This window comes from Aquabacterium sp. J223 (assembly GCF_024666615.1).
Classification (GTDB): domain Bacteria; phylum Pseudomonadota; class Gammaproteobacteria; order Burkholderiales; family Burkholderiaceae_C; genus J223.
Genome location: NZ_CP088297.1, coordinates 3486970 through 3503441, shown reverse-complemented (window position 1 = coordinate 3503441; position 16472 = coordinate 3486970). Strand labels below are relative to the sequence as shown.

The window sequence follows — 16472 nt, the reverse complement described above, 5'->3', positions numbered from 1 at the left end:
CACGCTGTATGTCGACCGGTTCGCTGCGCCTGCGGGCGCCAGTCCTTCGCGCAGCCGCTTCGGCGCTGCTGTCCTGCCTGATGCTGGCCGGGCCCGCATGGGCCGATGCGCTGCTCGACGACGCCCGCCGGCTGATGGCCGAGCAGCGCCCGGACGCGGCCTGGCGGCTGCTCGAACCGCACGAGGCCGCGCGCGCCGGCGACCCGGCTTACGACCACCTGCTCGGCATCGCCGCCGTCGATGCCGGCCACGTCACCCGCGGCATCCTGGCCCTGGAGCGGGTGCTGGCCGCACAGCCGGACAACACCCTGGCGCGTGCCGAGATCGGCCGCGCCTACCTCGCCGCCGGTGAGCCGCAGGCCGCCCGCCGGGCGCTGGAAGACGCCCGGCGCGGCACCATGCCGCCGGCCGCGGCGGCCACCATCGACCGCCTGCTCGGCACCCTGGCCGAGCGCCCGAGCGAGGGGCTGACGCGGCCGCTGCGACGTGCCTTCGCGGCGCTGACCGTCGGCCGAGACAGCAACGTCAACAGCGCGGCGGCGGCGTCCGAGGTCGCCATCCCGGCCTTCGGCGGCCTGCTGTTCACGCTCGACCCGCAGGTGCGCGGCCGCGGCGACACCGTGACCACTGCGCAGGTCGGGGCCGACGGCCAGTGGCCGCTGGCGGGTGGTGTCAGCGCCATCGCCGCCGCCGGCCTGCGCCGCGGCTGGAACGCCCGGGAACAGGCCTTCGAGCAGCAGAGCGCCGAGGCCAGCGCCGGCGGCGCCTGGGAGCGCGCCGGCGACCGCGTCACCGCGGCGCTGCAGGCCACCACCTTCCGCCTCGGCGGCCAGCGCTACCGCGACGCCCATGGCCTGGGCGCGCAATGGCAGCACACGCTGCGGCCGACCACCCAGCTCAGCGCCTTCAGCGAATGGTCCCGGCTCGACTACGCCGGCCAGCCCGACCGCAACGCCGACCGCACGGTGCTCGGGCTCGGCGCGGCGCAGGCGCTGGACAGCGGCCGGCGGGTGCCCTACGCCAGCCTCTACACCGCGCGCGAACGCAGCCGCAGCGGCCAGGACGCCTTCGCCCACCGCGCCTGGGGCGCCCGCGCCGGTCTGGAGCAGGCGTTCGGGGCGTCGCTGGCCGGCTTCGCCAGCGTGCAGTTCGAACGTCGACGGCACGGCGGCGACGACGCGCTCTTCATGGCGCGCCGGGCCGACCGCCAGACCGACCTGGTGGCCGGCCTGCGCTGGAGCCTCGCCGCCGACTGGCGGCTCACGCCGCAGTTGCTGATCACCCGCAACGCGTCCAACCTGCCGCTGGCGGACTACCGGCGGCGTGTGCTGCAGATCACCTTGAGAAGGGACTTCGAATGACGCCCGCCCGCCTGCGCACCACCGTCGCCCTGGCCGCCTCGATCGCCTGCGGCGCGGCGGTGGCCCAGGCCGCGGCGCCGGCGGCCCTGCTGCTGTTCGTCGACGGGCCGGTCACCGTGGTGGCCGCCGGCGGCGAGCGCCGGCCGGCGGTGCGCGGCGCCAGCGTCGCCAGCGGCGAGCGCATCGAGACCGGCCGCGGCCGCGCCCAGCTGAAGATGGTGGACGGCGCCATGCTGTCGCTGCAGCCCGAGACCGAACTGCAGATCGACGACTACCGCCTGGCCACCCTCGACCAGGACGAGCGCGCCGCGCTGACCCTGCGCCGCGGCGGCCTGCGCACCGTCACCGGTGCCATCGGCCGCAGCCGCCGCGACCACTACCGGCTGCAGACGCCGGCCGCCACCATCGGCATCCGAGGCACCGAGTACAGCGCGCAGGTGGACGAGGGCGTGCGCGTGCGCGTGGCCGGCGGCCGGGTGGCGGTGTGCAACGACGGCGGCTGCCTCGACCTGCGGCCGGGCCAGTCGGGCTTCACGCCGTCGCGCGCGGTGACGCCGGTGCTCGCCGCCGCCCCGGTGCTGCTGCCGGCCGCCGCGCCGGTGGCCGCGGCCGCGCCGACCCGCGTGGCGCATGCCGGCGGCGACGACGCCCGCACCGCCACGGGCCTGTCGCTGGAACCCGAGGCGCCGCCGGTGCCGACCCCGGCGCCGCCACCCAGTGGCCCCGTCGCCGCGCCGCCGGTCGACGGACCGATCGCCGCCCCTGGCAGCCCGGCGCCTGCCCCCGGCTCGGACCCGACGCCCGCGCCGTCCCCACCTGTCGCCGGTCCGGGTGCCGGCCCGGCGCCGTCGCCGGGCCCGGCGCCGAGTCCCGCCCCAGCCCAGAGTCCCGGTGCAGTCCCGAGTCCTGCCCCGGCCCCGAGCCCCGCGCCAGCGAGCCCAGTCCCGTCCCCGGCCCCCAATCCCATCCCGGCCGGACCGGTCCTCGATGTGCCGCTGCTGAACCCGGTGCTCGGCCCGACGCTGGCACTGACCGAGAAGCGCGGGCCGGCGATTGCCGTGTCGGTGGCCATGCAGCAAAGCGGGACCGACCTCGCGGCCGGTTCGGTGGTGCACCGGTTGGTCTCCGGCGCCGAGCGCGTGCTCAAGCTCGATGGCTCGGTCACCGAGATCAAGGACACCGCCACCGGCAAGAAGGTCGACAACGCCGAGATGACGGCGGACTTCGGCGCCGACGGCATCGTCGCCTGGGGCCGCTGGGCCGAGGGCAAGACCACCTTCCTGCCCAAGCACGACAAGCTGCAGGCGCTGCACTACGTGGCCATGCAGGGCTCGCCGGCGCTGCCGGTGGTGCGCGGCTACGCCTCGTTCGCCTCCACCGCGCCGACGCTGTCGGCGGCCGACGGCAGCACCATCGCGGTCGGCGTGCCGAACAGCGTCACCGGGGCGCTGGCCGTCAACTTCCCCGGCGCCAGCGGCGGCACGGTGGACTACCGGGTGCAGGTGCCGCTGGCGGGCCAGACCTACACGCTGGCCGGCACGGCGACGCAGAGCAACGGGTTCGCCTTCAACGGCCCGGCCACGTCCATCACCGCCACCGGCAGCGGCTGCGCCGCCGGCTGCACCGGCCTGCTCGGCGGCGGGCTGGCGGTGCAGGGCCTGGTGGGCGGCAACGGCAACAGCCGTGCGGGCCTGGTCTACGGTTTCGGCGCGCAGCCCGGCACCGTGGCCGGCGCGGTGGTCTTCAAGCCGAACTGATGCGCCGCACCGCGCCCGGCCCGCAGCCCACGCCGGCGGTGGCCCCGCCGCCGCAGGCGCCACGGGTGCTGGTCTGCGACGACTCGCCCAGCCATGCCGCCTACCTGGGCGCGGTGCTGCGGGCGGCCGGCCTGGGCACCGTCGAGGTGGAGACCGATCCCCGGCGGGCGCTGCTGCGGCTGGCCGGCGTCGACCCCTACGACCTGCTGGTGCTCGACCTGGAGATGCCGCACGTCGACGGCTTCGAGGTGCTGCGCCAGGTGCGGGAGCGCCATTCGCCGGCGGCGCTGCCGATCCCTGGTCATCAGCGGCACGGCGGCGGGCGACACCCGCAACCGCGCGCTGCGCGCCGGCGCCAACGACTACCTGAACAAGCCGGTGGAGGTCGAGGAGGCGACGCTGCGCGCGCGCAACCTGCTGCTCGTCAGCGGCGCGCACCAGGCCCAGCGACGGGCCGAGCAGGAGCTGGGCAAGGCGGTGCTCTGGGGCGCCGAGAAGCTCGACGCGCTGGTCGAGAGCGGCCTGCGCATCGCCATGGAGCGCGACCGCGACCGCCTGCTGGACCACCTGCTGCACGAGGGCCAGCGGCTGCTGCACTGCGACGCCGGCACCATGTACCTGGTCGGCGACGACGGCCACCTGCACTTTGCCCGGCGCACCCGCGGCGACCGGCTGCCCGCCGCCTCGCTGCCGATGTTCGACGCGAACGGCCGCCCCAACGCGCAGTACGTCTCGGTCTACACCGCCGTGCACAACGAGCCGGTGGCGATCGACGACGTGGCCCGCGAGACCCGCTTCGACCTCGGCGGCACCCGCCGCTTCGACGCCGAGACCGGCTACCGGACGGTATCGATGCTCACCGTGCCGGTGGCGCCGCGCGGCGGCGCGCCGATCGGCGTGCTGCAGTTCATCAACGCGCTCGACCGCGAAGGCGGCGGCATCGTGCCCTTCGACCGCGACGCGGTGCAGTGGGTGGGCGCGCTGGCCGCGCAGGCGGCGGTGGCGCTGGACAACCTGCAGCTGGTCGAGGAGCAGAAGGCGTTGATGGAAAGCATGATCCGCGTGCTGGCCAACGCCATCGACGCCAAGAGCCCCTACACCGGACGCCACTGCGAGCGGGTGCCCGAGCTGGCCATCATGCTGGCCGAGGCGGCCACCGACTGCCAGAGCGGCTCGCTGGCCGGCTTCGCCTTCCGCACCGAGGACGAGTGGCAGGAGTTCCGCATCGGCGCCTGGCTGCACGACTGCGGGAAGATCACCACGCCCGAGTACGTCATCGACAAGGCGACCAAGCTCGAGACCATCCACAACCGCATCCACGAGGTGCGCACCCGCTTCGAAGTGCTGCTGCGCGACGCGCAGGTCGAGCGCCTGCAGGCCCTGCTCGACGGCGCCGACCCGGCCGACGCCGACGCCCGCTTCGAGCGCCGGCGCCAGCGGCTGCAGGACGACTTCGCCTTCGTCGCCGAGACCAACCTGGGCGGCGAGTCGATGGACCCCGGCCGCATCGAGCGGCTGCAGCGCATCGGCCGCACGCCGTGGTTGCGCCACTTCGACGACCGGCTCGGCCTGTCGCAGGACGAGCTGGCGCGGCACGCCGGCGAGCCGGTGGCCCCGCTGCCCGCCACCGAGCGGCTGCTGGCCGACCGGCCGCGCGACATCCTGCCCCGCGGGCCCGAGGACCGGCCCGACCCGCGCCTGGGCTTCCGCATGGCGGTGCCCGAGCACCTCTACAACCGCGGCGAGCTCTACAACCTGTCCATCGAGCGCGGCACGCTCACCGCCGAGGAGCGCTACAAGATCAACGAGCACATGGTGCAGACCGTCACCATGCTGGAGAGCATGCCGTTCCCGCGCACGCTGCGCCGGGTGCCCGAGTACGCCGGCACGCACCACGAGACGCTATGCGGCGACGGCTACCCGCGCCGCCTCGGCGCCGAGCAGCTGTCGGTGCCGGCGCGCATCATGGCCATCGCCGACGTCTTCGAGGCGCTGACCGCCGCCGACCGGCCGTACAAGTCGCCGAAGACGCTGTCCGAGGCGCTGGCCATCATGGACCGCATGAAGCGCCGCCGGCACATCGACGGCGAGCTGTTCGACCTCTTCCTGCGTTCCGGCATCTGGCGCCGCTACGCCGAGCGCCACCTGCGGCCGGAGCAGCTCGACGCGGTCGACGTCGACCGCCTGCTGGCGCCGGCCGACGCGGTGCTGTCCGCCGGCGCCCCTTGAGCGTGGCCGGCGCGGCCCACCGCGAGCCGCCGCGCGCCGCGCTGCCGCGGGCCAGCGCGCTGCTGCCGCTGGCGCTGGCCGTGCTCGTCCTCTTCGTCGGCCTGGCCGAGTGGCGCCCGCTGGTGCAGCTGCGCCATGCGGTGTTCGACCACTACCAGCGGCTGCACCCGAGGGCCGAGTCGGACGACCCGCCGGTGGTGGTGGTCGACCTCGACGACGAGAGCCTGCGCCGGGTCGGCCAGTGGCCCTGGCCGCGGCCGCAGGTGGCGGCGCTGACCTCGGCCCTGCAGGCCGCCGGCGCGGCCGCCATCGTCTTCGACGTCGTGTTCGCCGAGCCGGACCGCACCTCGCCGCGCGCGGCGCTGTCGCTGTGGCAGCCGGCGCCCGCGCTGGCGCAGCGGCTGGCACCGGCGCTGGCCGCGCTGCCCGACCACGACACGCTGCTGGCCGACACGCTGCGCCGTGGCCGGGTGGTGCTCGGCCTGGCCCTGAACAGCACCCCGGTGCCCGGTGCGCCACCGCTGCAGGCGCCCAAGGCCATGGTCATCGCCCGCGGCGACGCGCCGCCCGACGCGCTGCTGCACGCGCTGCCGCGGCACGAGGACGCCGTCGGGCCGCTGCCCGCGCTGGCCGCGGCGGCGGCCGGCGTCGGCGTGCTCAGCTTCGTGCCCGACGACGACGGCGTCGTGCGCCGGGTGCCGCTGGTCGCCCGCTACCGCGACCAGGTGCACCCGTCGCTGATGGCCGAGGCGCTGCGCGTTGGCCTCGGCGCGCGCCGGCTGGAGGTCGACCTGCACGGCGGCTCCCGCCCGGCGCTGCGCGGCGTGCGCATCGGCGACGTCGCGCTGCCCACCACCCCCACCGGCGAGCTCTGGGTCCACTACGCCGCCCCCGCCCCGTCGACCCGCCTGCCGGCCTGGGCGGTGCTCGAGGGCCGCATCGACCGCGCCCGGCTCGACGGCCGCATCGTGCTGGTCGGCACGTCGGCGCAGGGCCTGCTCGACCTGCGCTTCAGCCCGCAGGGTGGCGTCATCCCCGGCGTCGACATCCACGCCCAGGCGCTGGAGCAGGCGCTGGGCGAGCACCCGCTGCAGCGCCCGCGCTGGGCCGCCGCGGCCGAGACCGGCACCGCCGCGGCGGCCGCCCTGGCGGCCGGGGGCACCGCCCTGGCGACGGGAGCGGCGGCTTCGGCGCTGGCCGCGCTGGCGCTGGTGGCGTTGCTGGCCCTGCTCGGCTGGGGCGCCTTCGTCGGCCCGGGCTGGCTGCTCGACCCGTCGCTGGCCGTGCTGGCCGCCCTGGCCGGCGCCGGCCTGTGCAGCGTGCTGCGGCACCAGCATGCCGAACGCCGCCAGCGCTGGATGCGCGACGCCTTCTCGCGCTACGTCTCGCCGAACCTGGTCCGCCACCTGGCCGAACGGCCGGAGGCGCTGGTGCTCGGCGGGCGGCGCCAGCAATGCACCTTCGTCTTCACCGACCTCGCCGGGTTCACCGGCCAGATGGAGCGGCTGGACCCGGCGCAGGCGGTGAACCTGCTCAACCACTACCTCGACCGCATGGTCGCCATCGCCTTCGAACACGACGGCACGCTGGACCGCATCGTCGGCGACGCGGTGGTGGTGATGTTCTCCGCGCCGGTGGAGCAGGCCGACCACCGGGAACGTGCGCTGCGCTGCGCGCTGGCCATGCGCCGCTTCGCCGACGGCTACGCGGCCGAGCTGACCGCGCAGGGCCAGCCCTTCGGCCGCACCCGCATCGGCGTGCACTCGGGCGAGGTCATCGTCGGCAACTTCGGCGGCCGCACGATGTTCGACTACCGCGCGCTCGGCGACCCGGTGAACACCGCGGCGCGCATCGAGGGCGCCAACAAGCACCTCGGCACCTGGATCTGCGTGTCGGATGCCACGCTGGCCGGCTGCCCCGGCGTGCTGGCGCGGCCGATAGGTCCGGTGCTGCTGTACGGCAAGCGCCAGCCGCTGCTGCTGCACGAGCCGCTGGACGGCCCGCCCGACCTCGACTACCTGGCGGCCTGGACGCTGCTGCGCGAGGGCCGGCGCCAGGAGGCGCTGCGGGCTTTCAGCGCGCTGGCGGCCGCCCGCCCCGACGACCCGCTGCCGGCCCTGCAGCGCGACCGCCTGGCCGCCGGCCGCGAGGCCGAGCCGATCCGCCTCGGCGACAAGTGACCGAGGGGCCCACCGCGGCCCGTGAAATGGCACCGGAACGCCGGTCGCATTTCATTTCAAGTCGCAGGGCCGGCAGGCCGATAACCGGACGACGAAGGTCCGGCTGCCCGCTGAAGAGGGTGAACCCGGACCGCCACAGGACAACGGACCAGGACCCTTTCAATGGCCTCGATCATCTCCAGCCTGAGCACCTCGCAGATCGCCGCGTTGTCGACGACGACGATCTCGCGCCTCACCACCGAGGACTGGCTGGCGTTCAGCTCGGACCAGATCATCGCGCTGGGCACGGCGCAGGTGAGGGCCATCGCCACCGCCGGCCTGGCGGTGCTGGGTTCTGATCAGATCGCGGCCTTCGAGACGCAGGACCTGCAGCAGATCAGCTCGGCCGGCATCCGCGCCTTCGGCAGCGACCAGGTCAACGCGCTGACCACCGACCAGATGGGCGCGCTCACCACCGAGCAGGTGGCCGCCTTCTCCACCGCGCAGCTGCACGCCCTGGCCACCGACAACTTCACGGCGCTGGGCAGCCAGCACTTCGCCGCGCTGTCGAGCACGCAGGCCGCCGCGCTGGTCAGCGACCAGCTCGCCGCCATCGAGACCGCCGACGTCGCCGCCCTGTCCACCGCCGCCGTGCGCGCGCTGGCCAGCGACGCGCTGGCCGCGCTGAACACCGACGCCGTCGTCGCGCTGTCCACCGCGCAGGTGGGCAGCCTGACCACGGCGCAGGTCGACGCGCTGGCCACTGGGCAGATCGCCGCGCTGGAGACGCGTGACCTGCAGGTGCTGTCCACCGCCGCCATCGGCACCTGGTCGAGCGAGCAGTTCAACGCGCTGGGCACCGGCCAGGTCGCCGCGCTGACCACGCAGCAGATCGTCGGCCTGACCACCGCGCAGGTGGCCGGCATGGTCACCGCCAACGTCGAGGCGCTGGGCACCGCGCAGGTGGGTGTCATCACCAGCGCCCAGGCCGCGGTGCTGAACTCGGCCCAGGTGCAGGCGCTGGAGACGCACGACCTGGGCGCGATGAGCACCGGCGCGCTGCGCCAGCTGGGCACCGACGACGTGCAGGCGCTGTCCACCGCGCAGATCGTCGCCCTGACCACCGCCCAGGCCGCCGCGCTGACCACCGCGCAGGTGGCGGCGCTGACCTCCGACCAGGTCATGGCGCTGGAGTCGGCCGACCTGCGGGCGCTGTCGACCGCGCAGCTGCGCGCCTTCGGCAGCGACCAGGTCCATGCCCTGACCACCGACCAGGTGCCGCTGCTGACCACCGCGCAGGTGGCCGGCCTCGGCACCGCGCAGGTCGCCGCCTTCACCACCGACCAGGTGCAGGCGCTGACCTCGGCGGAGCTGCGCGCGCTGTCCACCGCCCAGCTGGCGGCGATGGGCACCGACCAGGTGATCGCGCTGACCACCGAGCAGGTCGCCGCGCTGACCACCACCCAGGTCGCGGGCCTGGCGACGGCGCAGGTCGCCGCGCTGGAGACCGATGACCTGCGCGCCCTGACCACCGCGCAGACCGCCGCGCTGACCACCGCGCAGGTGGTGGCGCTGACCTCCGACCAGGTCGCCGCGCTGGAGACGGCCGACGTCGCCGCGCTGACCACGGCGCAGGTGCGGGCGCTGGGCAGCGCCGACCTGCAGTCGCTGACCACCGACGGCGTGATCGCGCTGACGACGGCCCAGGCCGCCGCCCTGACCACCGCCCAGGTGGCCGCGCTGACCACCGACCAGGTGGCCGCCCTGGAAAGCGCCGACCTGCGCGCCCTGTCCACCGCGCAGATCCGCGCGCTCGGCAGCGACCAGGTGCTGGCGCTGACCACCGACCAGGTGCCGGTGCTCACCACCGCGCAGGTGAACAGCCTGGCCACCGATCAGGTGGCCGTGCTGACCACCGACCAGGTGCAGGTGCTGACCTCGGCCGAGCTGCGCGCGCTGTCCAGCGCCCAGATCGGCGCCCTCGGCACCGATCAGCTCAACGCGCTGGGCACCGACCAGGTGGCCGCGCTCACCACCGGCCAGCTCGCCGGGCTGACCACCACCCAGGTCGCCGCCCTGCAGACCGATGACCTGCAGGCGCTGACCACCGCGCAGGTGGCCGGCCTGACGACGGCGCAGGTCGCGGCGCTGACCACCGAGCAGGTGGCGGCGCTGGAGACCGCCGACGTCGCCGCCTTGACCACCGCGCAGATCCGTGCGCTGTCCACCGACCAGGTGCAGGCGCTGACCACCGACCAGGTGCCGGTGCTGACGACGGTCCAGGCCGCCGCGCTGACCACCGCCCAGGTCGCCGCGCTGACCACCGACCAGGTGCAGGCGCTGGAGACCGGTGACCTGCGCGCCCTGTCCACGGCGCAGGTCCGCGCCCTGGGCTCCGACCAGGTGATCGCGCTGACCACCGCCGAGGCCGCCGCCCTGACCACCGCGCAGATCGCAGGCCTGACGACGGCCCAGGTCGCCGCACTGGAGACCGACGACCTGCGCGCCTTCAGCAGCGCACAGACCGCCGCCCTGACCACGGCGCAGGTGGCCGCGCTGACCACCGACCAGGTGGCCGCGCTGGAGACCGCCGACGTCGCGGCGCTGACCACGGCGCAGGTCCGCGCCCTCGGCACCGCCCAGGTCCAGGCGCTGACCACCGACGAGGTGATCGCGCTGACCACGGCCCAGGCCGCCGCGCTGACGACGGCGCAGGTCGCCGCCCTGACCAGCGACCAGCTGCGGGCGCTGGAGTCGGCCGACCTGCGCGCGCTGTCCACCGCGCAGCTGCGCGCGCTGACCAGCGACCAGGTGCAGGCGCTGACCACCGACCAGGTGCCGGTGCTGACCACCGCCCAGGTCGCCGGCCTGACGACGGCGCAGGTCGCCGCCCTGACCACCGACCAGCTGCAGGTGCTGGAGACGTCCGACCTGCGCGCGCTGTCCACCGGCCAGCTCAACGCGCTGGGCAGCGACCAGTTCAACGCGCTGACCACCGGCCAGGTGGCCGCGCTGACGACGGCCCAGGTGGCCGGCCTGGCGACGGCCCAGGTGGCCGCGGTGCAGACCGACGACCTGCAGGCGCTGACCACCGCGCAGGTGGCGTCGCTGACCACGGCCCAGGTCGCCGCGCTCACCACCGAGCAGGTGGCGGCGCTGGAGACCGCCGACGTCGCCGCGCTGACCACCGCCCAGGTGCGCGCCCTGACCACCGACCAGGTGATCGCGCTGACCACCGACCAGGTGCCGGTGCTGACCACCGCCCAGGCCGCGGCGCTGACCACGGCGCAGGTCGCCGCCCTGACCACCGACCAGGTGCAGGCGCTGGAGACCGGCGACCTGCGCGCCCTGTCCACCGCGCAGTTGCGCGCGCTCACCACCGACCAGGTCGTCGCCCTGACGACCGCCGAAGCGGCGGCGCTGACCACCGCGCAGGTGGCCGGCCTCAGCACCGCCCAGGTCGCCGCGCTGGAGACCGATGACCTGCGCGCCCTGAGCACCGGGCAGACCGTGGCGCTGACCACCGCGCAGGTCGCGGCGCTGACCACCGACCAGGTGCAGGCGCTGGAGACCGCCGACTTCGCCGCGCTGACCACCGCGCAGGTGCGTGCCTTCGGCAGCGACCAGGTGCAGGCGCTGACCACCGACGAGGTGGTCGCGCTGACCACGGCACAGGCCGCCGCGCTGACGACGGCGCAGGTCGCCGCGCTGACCACCGACCAGTTGCCGGTGATCGAGTCCGCCGACCTGCGGGCGCTGTCCACCGCCCAGCTGCGCGCCCTCGGCAGCGACCAGGTCGTCGCCCTGACCACCGACCAGGTGCCGGTGCTCAGCACCGCGCAGGTGGCCGGCCTTGGGACCGCCCAGGTCGCCGCCCTGACCACCGACCAGGTGCAGGTGCTGGAAACCGCCGACCTGCGGGCGCTGTCCACGGCGCAGCTCGGCGCCCTCGGCACCGACCAGCTGAACGCGCTGACCACCGAGCAGTTCGCCGCGCTCACCACGCAGCAGATCGCCGGGCTGAACTCGGCCCAGGTGGCCGGCCTGTCCACCACCAACATCGAGGCGCTGAGCACCGCCCAGGCGGCGGCGCTGACCACCGTGCAGGCCGGCGTCATCGGCACCGAGCAGGTGCAGGCCATCCAGACGCAGGACATGGCCGCGCTGACCACGGCGGCTTTGCGCCAGCTCGGCACCGACCAGATCCAGGCGCTGAGCACGGCGCAGATCCAGGCCCTCAGCACCGTGCAGGCGGCGTCGCTGACCACCGCCCAAGTGGCCGCGCTGACCACCGACCAGGTGCAGGCGCTGGAGACGTCCGACCTGCGCGCGCTCTCCACCTCGCAGCTGCGGGCGCTGGGCAGCGACCAGGTCGTCGCGCTGACCACCGAGCAGGCGGCCGCGCTGACCACCGCGCAGGTCGCCGGCCTGTCCACGGCCCAGGTGGCCGCGCTGCAGACCGATGACCTGCGGGCCCTGACCACCGCGCAGACCGTGGCGCTGACCACCGCGCAGGTGGCCGGCCTGACCACCGAGCAGGTGGCGAACCTGGAAACCGCCGACCTGGCCGCGCTGAACAGCGCCCAGGTGCGCGCGCTCACCACCGACCACGTGCAGGCGCTGACCACCGACGAGGTGATCGCGCTGACCACGGCCCAGGCCGCGGCCCTGACCACCGCCCAGGTGGCGGCGTTGACCACCGACCAGCTGCCGGCGATGGAGTCGGCCGACCTGCGGGCGCTGTCGACGGCGCAGCTCCGTGCGCTCGGCAGCGACCAGATCCAGTCGCTGACCACCGACCAGGTGCCGGTGCTGACCACCGCGCAGGTGGCCGGCCTGACGACGGCGCAGGTCGCCGCCCTGACCACCGACCAGCTGCAGGTGCTGGAGACGACGGACCTGCGCGCGCTGTCCACCGCGCAGCTCGGCGCCCTCGGCACCGACCAGGTGATCGCGCTGACCACGGCCCAGGCCGCGGCGCTGACCACCGCCCAGGTGGCCGGCCTGACGACGGCCCAGGTGGCCGCCATCGAGACCGATGACCTGCGGGCCCTGTCCACCGCCCAGACCGCTGCGCTGACGACCGCGCAGGTGGTGGCGCTGACCACCGAGCAGGTGGCCAACCTGGAGACCGCCGACGTCGCCGCGCTGACGACGGCCCAGGTGCGCGCCTTCTCCACCGACCAGATCCAGGCCCTGACCACCGACGAGGTGATCGCGCTGAAGACGGCGCAGGCCGCGGCGCTGACCACCGCCCAGGTGGCGGCGCTGACGACGGACCAGGTGCAGGCGCTGGAGACGGCCGACCTGCGCGCGCTGTCGACGGCGCAGGTCCGCGCGCTGACCACCGACCAGGTGATCGCGCTGACCACCGCCGAAGCCGCCGCGCTGACCACCGCCCAGGTGGCCGCGCTGACCACCGCCCAGGTGGCTGCGCTGGAGACCGATGACCTGCGCGCCCTGAGCACCGCCCAGCACGTGGCGCTGACCACGGCGCAGGTGGCCAGCCTGACCACCGACCAGGTGGCCGCGCTGGAGACGGCCGACTTCGCCGCGCTGACGACGGCCCAGGTGCGTGCCTTCGGCACCGCGCAGGTCCAGGCGCTGACCACCGACGAGGTGATCGCGCTGACCACGGCGCAGGCCGCCGCGCTGACCACCGCGCAGATCGCCGCGTTGACCACCGACCAGGTGCCGGTGATCGAGTCCGCCGACCTGCGGGCGCTGTCCACCGCACAGGTGCGGGCGCTGGGCACCGAGCAGATCGACGCCATCACCACCGACCAGGTGCCGGTGCTGACCACCCTGCAGGTGGCCGGCCTGACGACGGCCCAGGTGGCCGCTCTCGGCACCGACCAGATCGACGTCCTCACCACCGCCGAGCTGCGGGCGATGACCACCGCGCAGCTGGTGGCGCTGAGCACCGAGCAGTTCAACGTGCTCGACACCGCCCAGGTCGCCGCGCTGACCACCGCCCAGGTGGCCGCGCTGACCACCGCGCAGGTGGCGGCGATGGAGACCGACGACCTGCGGGCGCTCGGCACGGCGCAGGTCGTGGCGCTGACCACGGCCCAGGTCGCCGCGCTGACCACCGAGCAGGTGGCCAACCTGGAGACCGCCGACGTCGCCGCGCTGACGACGGCCCAGGTGCGCGCCTTCTCCACCGACCAGATCCAGGCCCTGACCACCGACGAGGTGATCGCGCTGAAGACGGCGCAGGCCGCGGCGCTGACCACCGCCCAGGTGGCGGCGCTGACGACGGACCAGGTGCAGGCGCTGGAGACGGCCGACCTGCGCGCGCTGTCGACGGCGCAGGTCCGCGCGCTGACCACCGACCAGGTGATCGCGCTGACCACCGCCGAAGCCGCCGCGCTGACCACCGCCCAGGTGGCCGCGCTGACCACCGCCCAGGTGGCTGCGCTGGAGACCGATGACCTGCGCGCCCTGAGCACCGCGCAGACCGTGGCGCTGACCACGGCCCAGGTGGCCGGCCTGACCACGGACCAGGTGGCGGCGCTGGAGACCGCCGACCTGGCCGCGCTGACGACGGCCCAGGTGCGTGCCTTCTCCACCGACCAGATCCGGGCGCTGACCACCGACGAGGTGATCGCGCTGAAGACGGCGCAGGCCGCGGCGCTGACCACCACGCAGGTGGCGGCGCTGACCACCGACCAGGTGCAGGCGCTGGAGAGCGCCGACCTGCGGGCGCTGTCGACCGCGCAACTGCGCGCCTTCGGCAGCGACCAGGTGCAGGCGCTGACCACCGACCAGGTGCCGGTGCTGAGCACCGCGCAGGTGGCCGGCCTGGCCACCGCGCAGGTCGCCGCGCTGACCACCGACCAGGTGCAGGTGCTGGAGACGGCCGACCTGCGCGCGCTGTCCACCGCGCAGATCGGCGCGCTGACCACCGACCAGGTGGTGGCGCTGACCACGGCGCAGGCGGCGGCGCTGACCACCGCGCAGGTGGCCGCCCTCACCACCGCCCAGGTGGTGGCCCTCGAGACCGACGACCTGCGCGCCCTGACGACGGCGCAGGTGGCCTCGCTGACCACCACGCAGGTCGCCGCGCTGACCACCGAGCAGGTGGCCAACCTGGAGACCGCCGACCTGGCCGCGCTGACCACGGCGCAGGTGCGCGCCTTCGGCACCGCACAGATCCAGGCGCTGACCACCGACGAGGTGGTGGCGCTGAAGACCGCGCAGGCCGCGGCGCTGACCACCGCCGAAGTGCAGGCGCTGACCACCGACCAGGTGCAGGCGCTGGAGACGGCCGACCTGCGCTCGCTGTCCTCCGCGCAGCTGCGCGCCCTGGGCAGCGACCAGGTGATCGCGCTGACCACCGGCCAGGCGGCGGCGCTGACCACCGCGCAGGTGGCCGGCCTGACCACCGCGCAGGTGGCGGCTTTGGAAAGCGATGACCTGCGCGCCCTGACCACGGCACAGATCGCGTCGTTGACCACGGTGCAGGTGACCGCGCTGACCACCGACCAGGTGGCCGCGCTGGAGACGGCCGACGTCGCCGCGCTGACGACGGCGCAGGTGCGCGCCTTCGGCACCGCGCAGATCCAGGCGCTGACCACCGACGAGGTGGTGGCGCTGAGGACGGCGCAGGCCGCGGCGCTGACCACCGCCCAGGTGGCCGCATTGACGACGGACCAGATCCAGGCGCTGGAGACGGCCGACCTGCGGGCGCTGTCCACCGCGCAGGTCCGCGCGCTGACCACCGACCAGGTGGTCGCGCTGACGACGGCGGAAGCCGCCGCGCTGACGACGGCCCAGGTGGCCGGCCTGACCACCGCGCAAGTGGCCGCCCTTGAAAGCGACGACCTGCGCGCCCTGACCACGGCGCAGGTGGCCGCGCTGACGACCGCCCAGGTCGCCGGCCTGACCACCGACCAGATCGTCGCGCTGGAGACCGCCGACCTGGCGGCGCTGACCACGGCGCAGGTGCGCGCCTTCGGCACCGCGCAGGTCCAGGCGCTGACCACCGACGAGGTGGTCGCGCTGAGGACGGCGCAGGCCGCGGCGCTGACCACCACGCAGGTGGCCGCGTTCACCACCGACCAGGTCCAGGCGCTGGAGAGCGCCGACCTGCGGGCGCTGTCGACCGCGCAGCTGCGCGCCTTCGGCAGCGACCAGGTGCAGGCGCTGACCACCGACCAGGTGTCGTCGCTGACCACCTCGCAGGTGGCCGGCCTGGCCACGGCGCAGGTCGCCGCCTTCACCACCGACCAGGTGGTGGCGCTGACCTCGTCCGAGCTGCGCGCCCTGAGCACCGCCCAGGTGGTGGCGCTGACCACCGACCAGGTGATCGCGCTGACCACCGGCCAGGCGGCGGCGCTGACCACCGCGCAGGTGGCCGGCCTGACCACCGCGCAGGTGGCGGCCTTGGAAAGCGATGACCTGCGCGCCCTGACCACGGCACAGATCGCGTCGTTGACCACGGTGCAGGTGACCGCGCTGACCACCGACCAGGTGGCCGCGCTGGAGACGGCCGACGTCGCCGCGCTGACGACGGCGCAGGTGCGCGCCTTCGGCACCGCGCAGATCCAGGCGCTGACCACCGACGAGGTGGTGGCGCTGAGGACGGCGCAGGCCGCGGCGCTGACCACCGCCCAGGTGGCCGCATTGACGACGGACCAGATCCAGGCGCTGGAGACGGCCGACCTGCGGGCGCTGTCCACCGCGCAGGTCCGCGCGCTGACCACCGACCAGGTGGTCGCGCTGACGACGGCGGAAGCCGCCGCGCTGACGACGGCCCAGGTGGCCGGCCTGACCACCGCGCAAGTGGCCGCCCTTGAAAGCGACGACCTGCGCGCCCTGACCACGGCGCAGGTGGCCGCGCTGACGACCGCCCAGGTCGCCAGCCTGACCACCGACCAGATCGTCGCGCTGGAGACCGCCGACCTGGCGGCGCTGACCACGGCGCAGGTCGCCGCGCTGCGCACCGCGCAGATCGCGGCCCC

The 16472-nt window shown here is 75.1% G+C and carries 4 protein-coding genes and 2 pseudogenes; all 6 read left to right on the top strand.

Features of this window, described 5'->3' with window-relative positions; genetic code table 11:
- Positions 1 to 8: 8 nt before the first annotated feature.
- On the top strand, positions 9 to 1361 hold the full coding sequence (locus LRS07_RS16605; protein WP_260499071.1) for a surface lipoprotein assembly modifier: 1353 nt from the start codon (positions 9 to 11) through the stop codon (positions 1359 to 1361).
- A complete protein-coding gene (locus tag LRS07_RS16600; RefSeq protein ID WP_260499070.1) occupies positions 1358 to 3118 on the top strand; it encodes a FecR family protein in 1761 nt (586 codons plus the stop codon). Before LRS07_RS16605 ends, LRS07_RS16600 begins: the two co-directional genes overlap by 4 nt.
- Positions 3118 to 3384 (top strand): annotated as a pseudogene (locus tag LRS07_RS22310) (response regulator); the annotation flags it as partial. The gene LRS07_RS16600 and the pseudogene LRS07_RS22310, both read left to right, overlap by 1 nt.
- Positions 3385 to 3496: 112 nt before the next feature.
- Positions 3497 to 5347, top strand: coding sequence for an HD domain-containing phosphohydrolase (locus LRS07_RS16595; protein ID WP_260499069.1), 1851 nt, complete (start codon positions 3497 to 3499; stop codon positions 5345 to 5347).
- Positions 5348 to 5349: 2 nt separating this feature from the next.
- Positions 5350 to 7527 carry a CHASE2 domain-containing protein gene (locus LRS07_RS16590; protein ID WP_260502140.1) on the top strand — a complete coding sequence of 726 codons (2178 nt, stop codon included), beginning with the start codon at positions 5350 to 5352 and terminating at the stop codon, positions 7525 to 7527.
- A gap of 162 nt (positions 7528 to 7689) precedes the next feature.
- A pseudogene (locus LRS07_RS16585) lies at positions 7690 to 16434 on the top strand (hypothetical protein); the annotation flags it as partial.
- Between the last annotated feature and the right edge of the window lie 38 nt (positions 16435 to 16472).

Coding starts and splice junctions, on each gene's coding strand:
- LRS07_RS16605 (WP_260499071.1), top strand. CDS start 9: ATGTCGACCGGTTCGCTGCGCCTGCGGGCGCCAGTCCTTCGCGCAGCC.
- LRS07_RS16600 (WP_260499070.1), top strand. CDS start 1,358: ATGACGCCCGCCCGCCTGCGCACCACCGTCGCCCTGGCCGCCTCGATC.